The sequence below is a fragment of the Bradyrhizobium sp. RDI18 genome (assembly GCF_043203335.1).
GTDB lineage: Bacteria > Pseudomonadota > Alphaproteobacteria > Rhizobiales > Xanthobacteraceae > Bradyrhizobium > Bradyrhizobium retamae.
This window is the reverse complement of sequence record NZ_JBICRN010000008.1, coordinates 4,677,633-4,693,833: the sequence shown is the minus strand read 5'-3', so window position 1 is coordinate 4,693,833 and position 16,201 is coordinate 4,677,633. Positions and strand designations below refer to the sequence as shown.

The following is a 16,201-nucleotide window of genomic DNA, read 5'->3' as shown; positions in this document are numbered from 1 at the left end:
GCGAGATGGCCGGGCCCGCTTTGTCGGAGACGGATAGCGATGCGGCGGGCCTTGCAGTGCGCCTGCGCGCGGTCAGCAAGACCTATGACAATTGCGTGACCGCGCTGGGGCCGCTCGATCTTGATGTCGCAAAGGGCGACTTCGTCTCGCTGCTCGGGCCTTCCGGCTGCGGAAAATCCACCGCGCTGCGGCTGATCGCGGGGCTCGGTGCGCCGAGTGCGGGCACGGTGAGCGTTCCCCATCGCGCCAACAAGGCGGAAGGGCGGCATCCCATCGGTTTTGTGTTTCAGGAGCCCACGCTGATGCCGTGGGCGAGCGTGCGCGACAATGTTTGCCTGCCGCTGAAGCTTGCGCATGCGGCGCCGGCCGAAGCCGACCGGCGTATCGAGGAGGCGCTGGCGCAGGTTGGTCTTGCCGAATTCGCCGGCGCATACCCTCGCGAATTGTCCGGCGGCATGAAGATGCGGGTTTCATTGGCGCGGGCGCTGGTCACCGATCCGGACATTCTCCTGCTGGACGAGCCGTTCGCGGCGCTCGACGAGATCACGCGCTTTCGGCTCAACAACGACCTGCTGGCGCTGTGGCGGAAGCTGCACAAGACCGTCATTTTCGTCACCCACTCGGTATTCGAGTCGGTCTATCTGTCGCAGCGGGTGATCGTGATGACGGCGCGCCCGGGGCGCGTCCGTGCCGAGTTTCGCATCGCGACGGCTGAGCCGCGCGGGGAGGAGTTTCGCACCTCGGCCAACTATGCCGGCTATTGCCGCGAGGTCTCGAATGCGCTGGCGCCTTCCTATTCCGGGCAGCGTAGCGCATGAGTTCCCTGCAGAACATCGGCCGCATGCTGCTTCCCGTTGTCGTGCTCGCAGCGGGCCTGGCGTTGTGGGAACTTGTCGTCCGCGTCAACGATATCCAGCCCTACGTGCTGCCGAGTCCGACAACGGTTTTTCAGACGCTCGTCAACGACTGGCCGGTGCTGTCGGAATCGCTCGGTGTCACCTTGCTCACCACGCTGGAAGGTTTCATCGCCGCTGCCGTCGGCGGCGTCGCGCTGGCGCTGGTATTCAACCAATCGAAATGGCTGGAATATTCGCTGTTTCCCTATGCGGTGATCCTGCAGGTCACGCCGGTGATCGCAATTGCGCCGTTATTGCTGATCTATCTGCCGCAGCAGACTGCGGTGATTGTCTGCGCCTGGATCGTCGGTTTCTTTCCGGTTCTGTCCAACACCACGCTCGGGCTGAATTCGGTGGACCGCAATCTGGCCGGGCTTTTTCAGCTCTATGGCGCGTCACGGCTTCAGACGTTGCGGTACCTGAAGTTGCCGGCGGCGCTGCCGTTCATCCTCGGTGGCTTGCGGATCGCGGGCGGCCTGTCGCTGATCGGCGCCGTGGTCGCCGAAATCGCCGCGGGCACGGCAGGCGCCGGCTCCGGCCTTGCCTTCCGGATCGCCGAATCCGGTTATCGCCTCAACATTCCCCGAATGTTCGCGGCGTTGTTGTTGCTGTCGGTGGCCGGGATTGTCATCTATGGGCTGCTGGCGCTAGTTTCGCATCTGGTACTACGGCGCTGGCATGAGAGCGCGCTTGGAAAGGAAAATTGATGGCTGCCGCGAATATTTCGTCCGAGAAGATCGATCTGTTGATCTACGGACCTGTCAGGCCGATCCTGGAAAACGGCTTTCCGGATCAGTACGTCCTGCATATGGCGGAGAGCCGGGCTGACCTCGAGCGCTTGACATCAGATACGGTCGCAAAAATCCGCGGCATGGCGGTCACCTATCACATGGTGCCGGCGGACGCGAAGGCGCTGTCGCAATTTCCGCAGCTTGAAATCGTCGCGAGCTTCGGCGTCGGCTACGACCACGTCGACTCGTCCTACGCGCGTGAGCACAATATCGTCGTCACCAACACGCCCGATGTGCTGACGGAAGAAGTCGCCGACGTCGCGATGGGACTTCTGATTGCGACCTTGCGCGAATTCGTCAAGGCCGACCGCTATCTGCGCTCCGGCCTATGGCAGGCCCAGAACTATCCCTTGAGCGCCGGTTCGCTGCGCGACCGCAAGATCGGCATCGTCGGTATGGGCCGCATCGGCCAGGCGATCGGCCGCCGGCTCGAGGCCTCGCGCGTGCCGGTTTGCTATCATTCGCGCAATCCGTCGCCGGCCGTGTCCTACCAGCATTATCCCGACCTGATGGAGATGGCGAAGGCGGTCGATACGCTGATCGTCATCGTGCCCGGCGGCGCCTCGACCGCCAAGATGATCAATGCCGACGTGTTGCAGGCGCTTGGTCCGCGCGGCGTTTTGATCAACGTCGCCCGCGGCTCCGTTGTCGACGAGCCGGCGCTGGTCGCGGCGCTGAAATCCGGCACTATCCTCGCCGCCGGGCTCGATGTGTTCGCCAACGAGCCGAACGTGCCGGACGAGTTGATGGCCATGCAAAATGTCGTGCTGTTGCCACATATCGGCTCAGCTTCGGTGGTAACGCGCAACGCCATGGATCAGCTCGTCGTCGATAACCTGAAAAACTGGTTTGCCGGTAAGGCGCCCTTGACGCCCGTTCCGGAGACCCCGGTGAAGGGACGCTGATGTTGCTTGGGCGTTCAGGCATTACGGCAGCAGCGCTGACGGCGCTGCTCGCGCTTGCACCGCAGGTGGCGGCGCAGGATGCCGCGGCCCTGAAGAAGGAAATGATCGGGCAGTGGGAACTTGCCACCACCGAGCGCAGCAAGACTTGCGTCATCACGATGAAGGCAGATGCGACGCCGCAAGGGCTCAAGCTCGAGCTTGAGCCCGGTTGCGCCAAGGCATTGCCGTTCACCAAGGACATCACGGCCTGGAATATCAAGGGGCTGGACATCGTGCGGCTGCAGGACGCGGCAGGCCAGCCGGTGATCGACTTCACCGAAGTCGAGAGCGGCATTTTCGAGGGCCTGCGGACCGGCGAGGGCGTCTACATCCTGCAGAACCTCGCCGCCGCCCGCTCGCTCGCCAAGTCGATGGACCAGATGATCGGTGACTGGTCGATGGTTCGCGGCAATGGGCAGACGGTCTGCGGCCTGACGCTGACCAACACCGAGGCGACCGGGGATAATTTCCAGGTGTTCCTGAAGCCGAAATGCGATCCGGCGGTTGCGGCCTTCGCGCCAAACCAATGGCGGCTGGAGCGCGGACAGATGATCCTGATGTCGGCCAAAGGCGAGACCTGGCAGTTCGAGGCCGACGACAATGCGCAGTGGCGGCGCGTGCCTGATACCGCCGATCCCCTGATCATGATCCGGGGACAGTAGACCGGCGGCCCGGGCCGGGCTGGCTCCCGAAATATTTCCAGAACACCTGTCGATCCGGCGCCGTCCCGTTCGTCGTCTCCCATAGCGAGACAGTTTTGCCGGCGATCGTCGCCGCGGCTCGCCTCAACGGGAGTTCCGCAATGCGCTTCATGTATATCGTTACCTCGCCCCAGCCCGACAAAGGCCCGACGCCGGCTTTGATGGAGGCGATGGGCAAGCTCGCCGAACGGGAGATCCAGGCCGGCCGCATGCTCGACACCGGCGGCCTGATGCCGATCGCCATGGCCGGGGCGCAAGTCAGGATAACGGACGGCAAGCTTGGCGTGATCGATGGACCGTTCGTCGAGAGCAAGGAGCTGATCGGCGGATACGCGATCTTCGAACTCCGGGACATGGAAGAGGCCGTGGCCGCCGCGAGGGAGTTCATGCAACTGCACCTCGAGCATATGCCGGGCTGGGAGGGTACCTGCGAAGTTCGCGTGCTGGCGACGCCTGGCGTGGATGGCGCCTGCGAGGCCGGCATTCGCGCTCACGCCTGATGCACACGTTCGGCGCACACAGTCGGCGGCGATGACGGCCGCAGACGTCAATCGCACTATCCTCGCGGTCTGGCGCATCGAACAGCCGCGCCTGATCACGGGGCTGTCGCGAATGCTGCGCGACGTGCCGCTGGCGGAGGATTTGACCCAGGAAGCCCTGGTCGCGGCGCTGGAGCATTGGCCCGCCAGCGGCGTGCCGGAGAAGCCCGGGGCGTGGCTGATGGCGCTGGCCAAGCGCCGTGCGCTGGATCATCTGCGCCGCCGCAGCATGCTCGCGCGCAAGCATGAGATGCTGACGCGCGACCTCGAGCAGGAGCAACAGGCGATGCCGGATCTGGACGCCGCACTCGACGACGATATTGGTGACGAGTTGCTGCGGCTGATCTTCACCGCCTGCCATCCAAAACTGTCGCGCGAGGCGCGCGCGGCGCTGGCGCTCCGAATGATCTGCGGTCTGACCACGGAAGAGATAGCGCGCGCCTTCCTACAGCCGGAAGCGACCATCGCCCAGCGCATCGTGCGGGCGAAGCGGACGCTGTCCGAATCCGGCCTAGCCTACGAAACGCCACGCGGCGAGCAGCTTTCGGAACGGCTCGCCTCGGTGCTGGAGGTCGTCTATCTCATCTTCAACGAAGGCTATACGGCCGCCCGCGGCGACGAATGGCTACGGCCGCAGCTCTGCAACGACGCGCTGCGCATGGGCCGGGTGCTGACGCTGGTCGCGCCGCAGGAAGCTGAAGCCCACGGCCTGCTCGCGCTGATGGAGCTGAATGCTTCGCGCACCGCGGCGCGCACCGACGCAGCCGGCGATCCAATTCTCCTGATGGACCAGAACCGCGCGCTGTGGGACCGGCTTCAGATCCGCCGGGGACTGCTGGCGCTGGCACGAGCCTGCGAGCTCGGCGGAGGCAGCGGGTTCTATGCACTGCAGGCGGCGATCGTCGCCTGTCACGCCAGAGCCGCTACACCTGATGAAACCGAGTGGCCGCGAATCGCCGAACTCTACGCCAAATTGGGCGCGCTGGTGCGCTCGCCGATCATCGAGCTCAACCGCGCCGTGGCTATCGGTATGGCCGAAGGGCCGGCGGCTGCGCTCGCGATCGTGGACGGATTGGCGGGCGAGCCCGCGCTGAAGACCTATCACCTCTTCCCAAGCGTCCGCGGCGATCTGCTGCACAAACTCGGCCGCTTCGCGGAAGCCCGCGCTGCGTTCGAGCTCGCGTCAACACTTGCGACCAACAAGCGAGAACGCAAATTGTTGCGGCGGCGAGCCACTGAGACGAGCCGTGGCGCGCCGAAGCCGTTCTGACCTCAAATGAACCGGAATTGCGACCGCTCGCGTTTGGCGAGTTTCGGAATCGCCTGCCCGAGAATGATGTTCTTGAAATGGTCGGTCTGCTGATGCTCGGCGAAGGCCGCTTCGCCTGCGAATACCTCGTAAAAGAAGAATTCTCGTGGCTTTGCGATGTTCTGGTGAATCTGGAATGCCTTCACGCCGGGCTCACGCTGTGCCTGCGGCAGAAAATCCTTGAGAAGCTCCGCGACGGTGGCTTCCTCGCCCGAATTGACTTCCCAGAATGCGGTGACGACCAGGTTCTGGTTTGCGTTGTTGGTAGCAGCCATAACGTTCTCCTGTGAAACGTTCAGTACGTGCTCGTTGGAGCGGCGGTGCAGACCACAATGGCTGATCTTGCGACAAGAATGCTTCGGTGAATGTCGAATGATGCTGTCAATGTCGAAGTCGGAACCTGTTTGACGATGTGCGCGTTTTCCCGGAGATAATTTTGCCTGGAGCATCCGCATGGCCAAAAAGACCGTGCTCGCCATCGGCATCGAGCCTTCCTTCGTCGACTTCAGCGCTTTCCCGGGGCTCACGGCCGAACTGATGACGAGCTATGTTGGAGCTCAGATCGAGCAGCTTCGCGCGATGGGCTATGAGGCCGATAGCTGCCTGATCGATCTCGGCGATACCGCCGAAGCAGTCGCCGCCGCGGCGCTGGGCGCAAAGCATTATGACTGCGTGGTGATCGGGGCCGGGCTGCGCGAGCCGCGAGAGCGGCTGCATTTGTTCGAGCGGATCATCAATCTGGTTCACCTCGCCGCGCCGCAAACGCGCATCTGCTTCAACACCACACCGGCCGACACCGCCGAGGCGGTGCAACGATGGGTCGCGCCGTGAGCGCGCTTGCGCTCAAGTGGTGCGGAAGGCGCCGAGCAGGCTGCCGATGATCTTTTGCCCGCGGGCTCGGAGCCTTTTCGGATTCTCTGCCCCGGGCAGCAGCAGCGCCACTTCGCAGATCATCGCATCGACCATGCGGCTCAGGAGCTCGATATCCTCGAAATCGAGCTCGCCCTGGCGTTTTAGCGCAGCAAGCGTCGCGGTGAGCAGGGCCATTGGATGGGCTTCCTCGATCTCCCGGTAGCGCGCATTGCCGAGCACCGCCGGCGCTTCCTGGATGACGATGCGCGCATAGGCCGGCTCGAGGCAGGCGTCGAGATAGGCTTCGATGCCCTCGGTCAGGCGGTCCCAAATCTTGCGCTCCATCTTCGCTCGCGCTTCGATCCTGGCCGCGGCCTCGATCTGGAGCGCAACGACCACCGCGTCGAACAGCGCCTTCTTGTCCTCGAAGTGGTGATAGAAGGCGCCCCGCGTCACGCGCGCGGCGCGCGAGATCGCCTCGATTCCCGCCGCCTGATAGCCCTCGCTCGCAAAAATGTCCCGGCCGGCCGCCAGCAGCGCCTGCCTCGTGGCTTCCGTGTACTCCTCGCGGCGGGTTCGTTCGCGTCCAGCTTCCTGCATGCCCCGACATACCACTTGACGCCTATGATCCTACTAACATATAACATACATATAGTATGTGAAAGACGCTCGGTATGAATTCGAGCAGAAGAGCTCGAGGGAAGGTACGGGAGGAGGGTCATGAACAGCGATCGAATGTTCGAATTGGCGCAGGCCCTGGCGGCGGCAAAGAGCCGTCAGGACGTGCCGGCGACGTTAAAGGTCCTCCACGACGACATGGTGCTGGAAAACCCGGCCTTCGGAACCACCGCCCGTGGTCTTGCCGAGAACGAGAAGGTGCTGAGCCGGTTCTTCGCTTCGTTCCCCGATTACAATGTCGTCCTGCAGGGCCACGCCGCCAATGAGGATGCGCTCGTCTGCTGGGGCCGCGTGCAGATGACAATGACCGGCGATCGCTTCGGCGTGGTACCGAACGGCAGGTGCGCAGACCTCCCGGTATTCATCCAGTTTGCGTTCAAGGACGACCGGATCGTCCACGAGCGATTCTTCTTCGACCTTGCCGAACTCTGCGCGCAGTCCGGCGTCTCGACCGACGCGGTACGCCGCAGGATATTTGGCGATGCCGGGGTCCGGCAGCTCGCCGCCGAGTGACTTGCTCCCGCGAACCAGGACCCAGATGATGACAGTAGATCCACGCGTCAAACCGGTCGCCGCGATCAGGACGGCCCCATTGTTCGACATCGTCGTCGATCTCAATCCGAAACTGAACATCGGCGACGGTCCGCTCGGCCGCCGCATCCTGTTCGGCGCGGCCGGCGGCACCTTCGACGGCCCAAAGCTGCGCGGCGAGGTGGTGCCCGGCGGCGGCGACTGGGCGCTGTTCCGCACCGATGGCGCGATGTCGCTCGACGTCCGCCTGACGCTGCGCACGCACGACGGCGCGCTGGTGCACATGACCTACGGCGGACGCTGGATCACGCCGCCCGAATTGCGGTCAGAAATGGCTGATCCCGCGAAACGACATCAGGTTGACCCGTCGCGCTATTACTTCCGCACCAACCCGCTGTTCGAAACCGGGGCGGAACAATATGCCTGGATGAACGACATCGTCTGCGTCGGGTCGGGATATCTGGTCGAGGGCGGCATCGCCTACCACGTCTGCCAGATCGTCTGACGCATGTGCCTTCACGCGGCCGGAAGCGACCCGCGCTGGCGGATGATCGTCAAGATCCAGGCTGTAGCGGTAAGCGCCACGGCGGCAGCAGGGGCCCAGGCTTGCGGCTCGCCCATCGTCCGCAGCGTTATGCCGCTCAGGAGACACCAGAGCACGGGGATCGGCAGCAGCCATGGTACAAGCCCGCCGCGGGCGAGGAGCAGAACGCCGAGCGTCGCGATCGCCGTCGGATCCGGCGCGATGCCAAAGACCTCGGACGAGGCCAAGCCGCGTCCCTGCAGCGGCGCAAGCAATGGCTGTCCGGCTATTCCGAAGGCAAGGAGGAGATACCCGATCCAAGCGATTGGCCCGCGGCGGTCAAAGGCAAGGCCATCGCGCAAAGACAAGATGAGCAGCAGCCCACCTTCAACGGCGAAAGCCGGCGCAACATAGACGGCAGCCCAGTTGATGCCTGAATAACGATTCCACAGGAACGACCACCCGACGAAGATCCAGAGAACCGCCAGGATGAGTGCGATCCAACGTGCCAAGACTCCCGGCCGCCACGCGATAAGCAGGATGATGAGCAGGCCGGCGGCAAGCGTCACGACGTGCAGAGGCCAAAGCGCCGCATTGTGCGTTTCGAACATGCGCCAGTAGACGCGCGGCGAAAACAGCAGGAAATCCTCCGCGCGATAGGTCCACCACTCCGACATCAAAGCGCCTGCACGTGGGCCGAGATGCGCTGCCGCGTGGCGAGGTCTGGCATCGGTCCGGCGGCGGCCGAGAGGTTTTCCCGCACGTGGTCGACGCGCGTGGTCGCGGGAATTGCGACGGTGACGGCCGGGTGAGACAGGATGAACTTCAGCATGAGCTGCGCCCAGCTCGACACCCCGAGTTCGGCCGCCCACTCTGGCAGCCGCTTGTTCTTGAGGCGATTGGTCAGTTCGCCCTGCCGGAACGGCCGGTTCACAATCACCGCAATCCCGCGCTCTGCCGCCAGCGGCAGCAGCCGTGCCTCCGCCTCGCGATCCACGACATTGTAGGAGAACTGCACGAAATCGATCGGCTCGTTTCGCATGATCTGTTCGACAAGATCATGACGGCGGCCTTCGGACGTGGTGATTCCGACGTAACGCACCGTACCGGCGGCTTTCATCTGAAGGAGCGTCTGCAGATGCGCCTTCCAGGCGAGCAGGTTGTGAACCTGAACGAGGTCGAACTTCGGCACGCCCCAGAAGCGGCGCGATTGCTCGATCTGGGCCGGGCCTGCCGTCGCCGAGGACGTCCAGACCTTTTCGGCTGAGAATAGTGCAGGCGGCTGCCCGAGCTTTTGAAGGCCGTAGCCGACAACCGGCTGCGACGAGCCATACATAGGCGAGGAATCGATCATGCGGCCGCCGCCCTCGAAGAAGGCGGCCATGACAGCAGCGCATTCGTCCCTGAGCACCGGATCGTTGCCGACGTTGAAGGTGATCCAGGTCCCCAGTCCGACGATCGGCATCTCCTCACGGGTCGAAGGTATAGGACGGCGGACAAGCTGGCCTTGCTGGGCACGCAGAGAGGTTGGCAAGAGCGCGGCAGCGGCTGTTGCAAAGGATGTTTGCAGGAACGTTCGGCGTGTCGTGTGCATCCGATGCTCCATCATGGCGGCGGGCTGACCCAATTTGCGTCTCGCGCGCCGTCCTCAGCTAAACAGCATTAGATCAGCTTCAGTCCCCTCAAACTTGCGTGACCGTTCCTGCCGACGATGACGTAGGAGGTGAAGCTTCTCTTGATCGAGCCGCGAGGGACTCCCAACACCGGCGAGGAAGGCGGGGATCGGACCGTGGCGAACGATATATGGATTTGAATTTCCGGAGATGAAGCACCGCCAACGATCAAGACCAGAAAAGCGGAGCGCCTGTCAGCAGACCAAAGGCTTTGCGGGCTGTGGCCCGCATGCGCTGCACCACCCGGATAGAGACGAAAGGGCCGCCTCATTTGAGCCGGCCCTTTTGTGCCTGGATGGGCCGGTTTCGACTTGTTTCAGCGGCGTTGTGCCATCGAACTCGGCCAAGGGCACGACGGCGGTTCGACCGTGCCATCGCGCTTAGTCGCCGAATCAATCGAACAGCACCTTGGTTCGCACCTCGTTGCGGGCCAAACTGTTGATTTCCGCAAGCGCCATCGCGCCCCTCAGTTCCTCGAGCCCAGTCGAGAAATTTGTCGACCAGGTGCCCCGGACTCATCGAAAGAGCCGCGATCCCTATCCGCCCTGCTAGCTGATTCATCATCGATCCCCTCTCATTCGAGAATGAGCTACCCCCTCTCATCCGATGAACCGCTCTCTCACGCAGTCGCCAAAGCGCGAAGCGGAGAGTTAATAAATGGTAAATGCAGGCGAGGCTTGAAGCATTGTCGGCGGGCCGTACGCCAGGAAGGATAATCGTGCGTCCCGCGGGGCTTGTGACCCTGCGGCAGCCTACGAAGAACGCGCGCTCCGTGGCCCGCAGGCGTGCTGGCTGCTGTTTACAAGGATCGCAGCCTGGGATCGAGCTCGTCGCGTAGCGCATCGCCGAACAGGCTGAAACCGAACACCGCAAGACTGATGGCGATGCCCGGGAAGATGGCTATCCAGGGGGCGCTCTCGGCGTATTCCTCGGCGCCGCCCTGAAGCATCAGGCCCCATGCCGGCGTCGGCTCCTGCACTCCGAGACCGAGATAGGAAAGCGATGCTTCGAGCAAGATTGCCTGACCCACGAAGGCGGTGATCATGATGAGAAACGGCGCCATTACATTCGAATCATGTGCCGCAGAATGATGCGGGTGTGGCTGAAGCCGTTGGCGCGGGCGGCGTCGATGTAGGGGAGTTCGCGGATCGCCAGCGCACTCGAGCGAACGACGCGGGCGCAGCGCGGAATGAACGGTATGGTGATCGCGATGATCACGTTCTGCGCCCCTGTCCCGAAGATTGCGATGACGGCGAGCGCCATGATGATCAGCGGGAACGCCATGAATATATCGATGATGCGCTGGAGGATCAGATCGATCTTGCCGCCGAAATAGGCGCTCGCTACCCCGAGCACCAGGCCGAAGGTGGCGCCGACGAACGACGACGCAAATCCGACGAGCAGGGCAGTGCGCGCCCCGTAGACGATGCGCGAGAACACGTCGCGTCCGTATTGATCCGTACCGAGCCAATTCTCGAGACTCGGTGGCTCGTGCATGCGATCGAATGCGTTGGCGACCGGGTTGTAGGGGGCGATGAAATCGGCAAACACCGCAACCAGCACCATGACGATGATGACTGCGCCGCCGGCGGCGCCCAGTGGATTGCGGCGTGCGAACCGAGCGATCGCCGAAAGCCTGCTCGGTGCCTTCCGCTCATCCGTCAGCTCGACCTTCGTCCCGAGGTCGGTCGCGATAGTCATGCAAAGCCTCTGATTCCAGCCATCATTTGTACCGAATCCGCGGGTCGAGCCACGCGTAGACGATGTCCACAACAAAGTTGGTGACCACGAATATCGCAGCCACCAACATGACCAGTGCCTGGGTCATCGTGTAATCGTGATTGGTCACGGAAGCGACAAACAGCTTGCCTAGCCCGTTGAGGTTGAACACCTGCTCGGTGACCACCAGGCCGCCCATCAGGAACGCGAATTCAATGCCGATGATCGTCACCACCGGCAGTAGCGCGTTTCCGAGCGCATGGCGCCGGATGATGAGCTTCTGGACGAGCCCCTTGGCGCGCGCCGTGCGGACGTAATCCTCGCGCAGTACTTCGAGCAGCGCCGAACGCGTCATACGTGTCGCAACGGCGGAATAGCGGTAGCCGGTCGCCAGGGCCGGGAAGATGGTCATGCTCAGGTTGTGCAAGGGGTCGACCCAGAGCGGCACATATTTAATCGGCGGCATCCAGGGACTTCCGAACACCGACTTGCTGGTGATCAGCAGGCCAAGGATGATCAGGACGCCGAGCCAGAAGGAAGGCATCGCGATTCCGGCGATACTGAAGGCGCGCACCACGTAGTCGATCCAGGTGTTCTGTTTGACGGCGGAGATCGTGCCGAGCGGAATGGCCAGCATGATGGCGGTAAGCGTGGCCATGATCGCGATCTGCAGCGAAAGTTCGAAGCGCAGCGCGACCTCTTCCACGATCGGGCGTCCAGTCCACATCGACTTGCCGAAATCGAATCGGACGAAACCCCAGATGAAATCCAGAAACTGCACTACATAGGAGCGATCAAGGCCCAGCTCGGCGTGGCAGAGTTCGACCGCCTTGGGATCAACGTATCCGGCCCCACCCGCCATGCGCAGCACGCAGACGTCGCCCGGCACCAGCCGCAACAGGAGGAACACGAGCAGCGCGGCGCCGAGCAGCGTCGGGATCATCAACAGGAGTCGCTTGAGGATGTACTGGTACATGATCGCTGCTGCAGCACTTTCGCTCGCGGTGTCGCCGCGGTTTCCCGTTCACCGCCTTGCTCTGGCAGGTGCCCTGGAAACCGCTGTTGTCATCAACCGCCGCCGGGCGGTTACTTGTCGAGCCATACGTTGGCGAGATCCTGATTGAGGTAGTGGCTGGGACTGATCTTCCAGCCCTTCACGTAGGATCGGTGCGGAATGATCCGGTTCCACCACAGCGTGACGAACGAGTGCGCCTGCTCGTCAAGCACGCGCTTCTCGAACTGCCGCATCAGCTTGCGCTGCTCGGCCTCCTCGGGAGCACGGTTCATTGCCTCGAAGATCTTGTCGAGGTCGCGATCGGTGTACCCGCCATAGCTCTCGTTGCCGATGTCCGTCGACAGGAACTTGCCGATGTCGAGCAGCGGATTGACGACCGACTGGCAGTTGAAGTCCATCGTCACGTCGAAATCCTGTGACCTGAGCCGCGCGTAGAACGGGCCTGTCGGCTCCATTTTCTGCTCGACCGTCACGCCGATCTGCCGCCACTGGTCGATGAGCCACGTGCCCACGATCGTATATGGCTGGTCGACGGCGCGGTTGGACAACACAAACGTCAAGTTCGAAACGCCGGCCTCCTGCAGCAGCCGCTTCGCCTCGGCACGCGACTTGTTGATGTCCGGCCAAAAGCCAGGGATCTGTTCGAGCTCCGCCTTCGTCGCCGCCAGCGGGTGACCCGGGAATACGACACCACCGACCGCTTTCACGATGGCGATGCGCGAAAGGCTCGTCGATCCGTCCCAGCGGTCGACCGCCAGCGTGAGCGCGCGGCGGACGCGGACGTCGTCGAACGGCTTCTTCTTGTGGTTGGGAGTGAACAGGAGCACGCAGTTCCAGTCGCTCTCCTGGACCGTGATGTCCCTGCCGAGTGCGTCGACGAGGTCGTCGCGGCTCTTCGGCGGGAGGCCGCGGAACTCGATTGCGGCTCGGTCGCCGCGGATCGCTTGCACGCGCACCGCCTGCTTACTGGAGAAGATCGCCTCGAAGCCGTCGAGATAGGGTTGCCCGGGAACGTGGTAGTCCTTGTTGCGCTCGCCGCGCACGGAGGCGCCTGCCTCTCTTCCCGCGAACTTGAAGGGCCCTGACCCCATGACATTCTTCTCGTACCAGCGGATGTCCTGGTCGAGCTTTGCCTTCGAGTAGATGAAGTTGTAAGGCGTCGCCAGCGCCGGGATGAAGGCGCCCGATGGATACTTGAGTTTGAATACGACCGTGTGGTCGTCCGGCGCGCTCACGCTGTCGACCATGACGAAATAGGCCACGCGCGCGCTGGTCGTGCCCTCCGGTGGGAAGATGACCTTTTTGTATGATGCGACGACGTCCTGCGCCGTCAATGGCGTTCCGTCGTGGAATTTCACGCCCTGCTTGATCTTGAACGTGTAGGTCCTGCCCCCGTCGGTCGGAGCTGGCATTTCCGTGCACAGGTCGCACACGAAGTCCGTCGGTGAGGACGGATTTTCCGGATTGACCTTGATGAGCAGGCTATAGAACGGCGCAAAGGGATGGATCAGCGCGAACGTCGTCTCGCGGTGACCGTCCCAGCTCGGCGGCTCGTCCGGCACCACAAAGTTCAGTATCCCGCCTTTCTTAGGCGCAGCCTGACCTGGAGCTCCGGAGAAGCCGATGGCAACGGCCGCGCCGACCGCCATAATTGACGCGGCTCTGAGATATTTCGAAAGGTTCATGATCTTTCTCCCTCTGGAACACACTCCTCCTGGCTTTCATGGGCCGGGGCTTTACGCCCCTGTCGCCCTTCTTACGGGGCTTTCATTCAAATTACGGAACAAGCCACCCAATGGCCGGGCCGCAGTTCCCTGAACTCCGGGACAATCTTCGCACAACTGTCGACCGCAAGCGGACAGCGCGGATGAAACACGCATCCCCTCGGCGGATTCATCGGACTCGGCACTTCGCCTTTCACGATCCGATGGGCGCGCGCCCTCTCCAAGTCGGGATCCGGCACCGGCACGGCCGCGAGAAGCGCCTGAGTATAGGGATGCAGAGGATTGCCGTACAACTCGTCGCAATCCGCCAGTTCGACGATCTTGCCGAGATACATGACTGCGACGCGATGGCACAGGTGGCGGACGACGCTGAGGTCGTGCGCGATGAACAGATAGGTCAGTCCGAACTGGTCCCGCAGGTCCTCCAGCAGGTTGATGATCTGCGCCTGAATCGACACATCCAATGCTGAGATCGCCTCGTCGCAGATGATGAATTCCGGACGTACCGACAGGGCACGTGCGATGCCGACGCGCTGGCGTTGGCCGCCGCTCATTTCGTGGGGATAGCGGTCGGCAAACTTGGGATCCAGGCCACACAGGCGGAGCAATTCCGCGACCCGCGCATCGCGAGCTGCCTTGTTCGGCTCGGTCCCGTGCACCTTCATCGGCTCGGAGATGATCTCCCCGATCTTCATGCGCGGATTGAGAGAGCTGTAAGGATCCTGGAAGATGACCTGGATCTTCTGCCGCAGGGCCCGCATCGATTTCTGATCGAGATCGACCAGATTCTTGCCGTCGAACAGGATCTCGCCTCCGGTCGGGTGCTCGAGCCGCAGGATGCACCGACCAGTGGTGGTCTTGCCGCAACCCGACTCGCCGACCAATCCGAGCGTCTCTCCTTTGCGGATGGTGAGGTTGATTCCGTCGACAGCCTTCACGCGAGCGACCTCTTTGGAGAAGAGAGCGCCTTCAATCACCGGAAAGTGCATTTTCAGGTTGCGAATCGTGACCAACTCCGGCGCCAGGGCGACGCGCCGTTCCGATTGGCGCCTATGCTCGAGCGCGACGTCCGGCACGACGATCGATGCCTGTACCGCCGCTTCGGCGCTCTGCCGTACCGCGCCGGTTGGTTCGATGGGGGTCATGACGACCTCGTCATCGATCGGGCTACGTTGTCTGCCTCAAAGCATGCCGCGAGATGATCGCCGCCATCGATCCGCTCCAAGGGAGGCGGCTGACTCGCGCAGCGCGCAATGGCAAAGCCGCAGCGCGGATGGAACGAGCAGCCGACGCCGAGGCGCGAAAGGTCGGGCGGCTGTCCCTGCACCGGATCGAGCCGAGCCCGGCGCGGCTGATCCATGCGCGGCACCGAACGCAGCAGCGCCAGCGTGTATGGATGGTGGGGATGGTGATAGATGTCGTGCGCAGTTCCACTCTCGATGATCTTGCCCGCGTACATGACATTGACCCTGTCAGCATAGCGCGCGACGATACCAAGATTGTGGGTGATGATGATCAGCGCCACGCCCAGACGCTGCGTCAGATCCTTCATCAGCTCGAGAATCTGCGCCTGAACCGTCACGTCGAGCGCCGTCGTCGGTTCGTCGGCGACGATCAGCTTGGGCTCGCAGCACAAGGCCATGGCGATCATCACGCGTTGGCGCATGCCGCCGCTGAAGTGATGCGGATACTGCCTCAGTCGACGCTCCGGATCCGATATCCCCACCATGCCCAACAGCTCGATCGCACGCGCGACCGCTTGGTCCCGGGTCATATCGAGGTGCTGCTCCATGGTCTCGGTGAGCTGTCGCCCAATCGTCAGTACTGGATTGAGCGAGGTCATCGGCTCCTGAAACACCATGGCAATGTCTTTGCCTCGGACCTCTCGGATTTCCTCATCGCTCAGCTTGAGAAGGTCTCTGTCCCGGAAGCGAATGCTGCCGCCAATGATACGGCCGGGCGGATCGGCGACCAGCCGCAGGATCGAGAGCGCGCTGACGGACTTGCCGCATCCAGACTCGCCAACGATAGCTATCGTCTCGCCCTGATTGACATCAAAGCTGATGCCGTCGACGGCCTTGACCACACCGGCCGCCGAGAAGAAGTAGGTTTGCAAACTGTCGATCTTGAGAAGCCTGGACACCTCGCGCCTCTCGTCATCGGTACTGTACAGATGGCCTTTCAGCCGCTTGACCTGACCCGCCTCCATTTACGCCTTGATCTTTCGAGTCTCTCGGTCGCAAGTCAAACCCAATCCTGTGGTACTGCGACAATTTAGACTAAGGTCTTGAATACATCGGCCCGGC

19 protein-coding genes are annotated in these 16,201 nt (G+C 62.7%); 9 read left to right on the top strand and 10 right to left on the bottom strand.

Translation table 11 applies throughout. The annotated features are described in order from the left end of the window. Positions 1–5: 5 nt before the first annotated feature. From ACFXS9_RS31835 to ACFXS9_RS31810, 6 genes are all read left to right on the top strand, one after another. The gene (locus ACFXS9_RS31835) at positions 6–818 is read left to right on the top strand and encodes an ABC transporter ATP-binding protein (protein WP_392695918.1); all 813 of its coding nucleotides are present in this window, start codon (positions 6–8) and stop codon (positions 816–818) included. Next, positions 815–1,603: an ABC transporter permease gene (locus tag ACFXS9_RS31830; RefSeq protein ID WP_392695915.1), complete on the top strand. Its 789-nt coding sequence runs from the start codon at positions 815–817 to the stop codon at positions 1,601–1,603. The genes ACFXS9_RS31835 and ACFXS9_RS31830 overlap by 4 nt, the downstream gene beginning before the upstream one ends. Beyond that, the gene (locus tag ACFXS9_RS31825) at positions 1,603–2,592 is read left to right on the top strand and encodes a 2-hydroxyacid dehydrogenase (protein ID WP_392695913.1); all 990 of its coding nucleotides are present in this window, start codon (positions 1,603–1,605) and stop codon (positions 2,590–2,592) included. Before ACFXS9_RS31830 ends, ACFXS9_RS31825 begins: the two co-directional genes overlap by 1 nt. Beyond that, a complete protein-coding gene (locus ACFXS9_RS31820) occupies positions 2,592–3,293 on the top strand; it encodes an AprI/Inh family metalloprotease inhibitor (RefSeq protein ID WP_392695910.1) in 702 nt (233 codons plus the stop codon). Before ACFXS9_RS31825 ends, ACFXS9_RS31820 begins: the two co-directional genes overlap by 1 nt. 140 nt (positions 3,294–3,433) lie before the next feature. Next, positions 3,434–3,832 (top strand): YciI family protein, encoded by a 399-nt coding sequence (locus tag ACFXS9_RS31815; RefSeq protein WP_392695907.1) that lies wholly within the window; start codon positions 3,434–3,436, stop codon positions 3,830–3,832. Positions 3,833–3,863: 31 nt separating this feature from the next. After that, complete coding sequence (locus ACFXS9_RS31810) at positions 3,864–5,141, top strand: RNA polymerase sigma factor (RefSeq protein WP_392695904.1); 1,278 nt, start codon at positions 3,864–3,866, stop codon at positions 5,139–5,141. 2 nt (positions 5,142–5,143) lie between these two features. Here the strand turns inward: ACFXS9_RS31810 and ACFXS9_RS31805 are convergent, their stop codons facing one another. Next, positions 5,144–5,665, bottom strand: a complete 522-nt coding sequence (locus tag ACFXS9_RS31805; protein ID WP_392695901.1) for a putative quinol monooxygenase — start codon at positions 5,663–5,665, stop codon at positions 5,144–5,146. Here ACFXS9_RS31805 and ACFXS9_RS31800 point away from each other — a divergent pair. Then, on the top strand, positions 5,634–6,011 hold the full coding sequence (locus ACFXS9_RS31800; protein WP_028351015.1) for a hypothetical protein: 378 nt from the start codon (positions 5,634–5,636) through the stop codon (positions 6,009–6,011). The genes ACFXS9_RS31805 and ACFXS9_RS31800 overlap by 32 nt on opposite strands. Positions 6,012–6,023: 12 nt before the next feature. Here ACFXS9_RS31800 and ACFXS9_RS31795 read toward each other — a convergent pair whose 3' ends face one another. Then, positions 6,024–6,632 carry a TetR/AcrR family transcriptional regulator gene (locus tag ACFXS9_RS31795; protein WP_028351014.1) on the bottom strand — a complete coding sequence of 203 codons (609 nt, stop codon included), beginning with the start codon at positions 6,630–6,632 and terminating at the stop codon, positions 6,024–6,026. Between the two features lie 120 nt (positions 6,633–6,752). Between ACFXS9_RS31795 and ACFXS9_RS31790 the strand changes: the two genes are divergently transcribed. Together ACFXS9_RS31790 and ACFXS9_RS31785 are read left to right on the top strand one after the other, a co-directional pair. Further along, complete coding sequence (locus ACFXS9_RS31790) at positions 6,753–7,223, top strand: ester cyclase (RefSeq protein WP_392695897.1); 471 nt, start codon at positions 6,753–6,755, stop codon at positions 7,221–7,223. Positions 7,224–7,251: 28 nt separating this feature from the next. Continuing rightward, complete coding sequence (locus ACFXS9_RS31785; protein WP_392695894.1) at positions 7,252–7,746, top strand: DUF3237 domain-containing protein; 495 nt, start codon at positions 7,252–7,254, stop codon at positions 7,744–7,746. A gap of 11 nt (positions 7,747–7,757) precedes the next feature. Here ACFXS9_RS31785 and ACFXS9_RS31780 read toward each other — a convergent pair whose 3' ends face one another. From ACFXS9_RS31780 to ACFXS9_RS31745, 8 genes are all read right to left on the bottom strand, one after another. After that, complete coding sequence (locus ACFXS9_RS31780; protein ID WP_392695891.1) at positions 7,758–8,441, bottom strand: DUF6064 family protein; 684 nt, start codon at positions 8,439–8,441, stop codon at positions 7,758–7,760. Beyond that, entirely contained in the window at positions 8,441–9,358 is a 918-nt protein-coding gene (locus ACFXS9_RS31775; protein ID WP_392695888.1) for an aldo/keto reductase, read from the bottom strand. Before ACFXS9_RS31775 ends, ACFXS9_RS31780 begins: the two co-directional genes overlap by 1 nt. Positions 9,359–10,236: 878 nt before the next feature. After that, complete coding sequence (locus ACFXS9_RS31770; RefSeq protein WP_392695885.1) at positions 10,237–10,500, bottom strand: ABC transporter permease subunit; 264 nt, start codon at positions 10,498–10,500, stop codon at positions 10,237–10,239. Beyond that, complete coding sequence (locus tag ACFXS9_RS31765; RefSeq protein ID WP_392695882.1) at positions 10,500–11,138, bottom strand: ABC transporter permease; 639 nt, start codon at positions 11,136–11,138, stop codon at positions 10,500–10,502. Before ACFXS9_RS31765 ends, ACFXS9_RS31770 begins: the two co-directional genes overlap by 1 nt. A 22-nt stretch (positions 11,139–11,160) precedes the next feature. After that, on the bottom strand, positions 11,161–12,132 hold the full coding sequence (locus tag ACFXS9_RS31760) for an ABC transporter permease (RefSeq protein WP_392695880.1): 972 nt from the start codon (positions 12,130–12,132) through the stop codon (positions 11,161–11,163). Between the two features lie 110 nt (positions 12,133–12,242). Then, complete coding sequence (locus tag ACFXS9_RS31755) at positions 12,243–13,856, bottom strand: ABC transporter substrate-binding protein (RefSeq protein WP_392695877.1); 1,614 nt, start codon at positions 13,854–13,856, stop codon at positions 12,243–12,245. 86 nt (positions 13,857–13,942) lie between these two features. Then, on the bottom strand, positions 13,943–14,884 hold the full coding sequence (locus ACFXS9_RS31750; RefSeq protein WP_197427252.1) for an ABC transporter ATP-binding protein: 942 nt from the start codon (positions 14,882–14,884) through the stop codon (positions 13,943–13,945). Positions 14,885–15,036: 152 nt separating this feature from the next. Further along, complete coding sequence (locus tag ACFXS9_RS31745; protein WP_392695874.1) at positions 15,037–16,104, bottom strand: ABC transporter ATP-binding protein; 1,068 nt, start codon at positions 16,102–16,104, stop codon at positions 15,037–15,039. Positions 16,105–16,201: the final 97 nt, after the last annotated feature.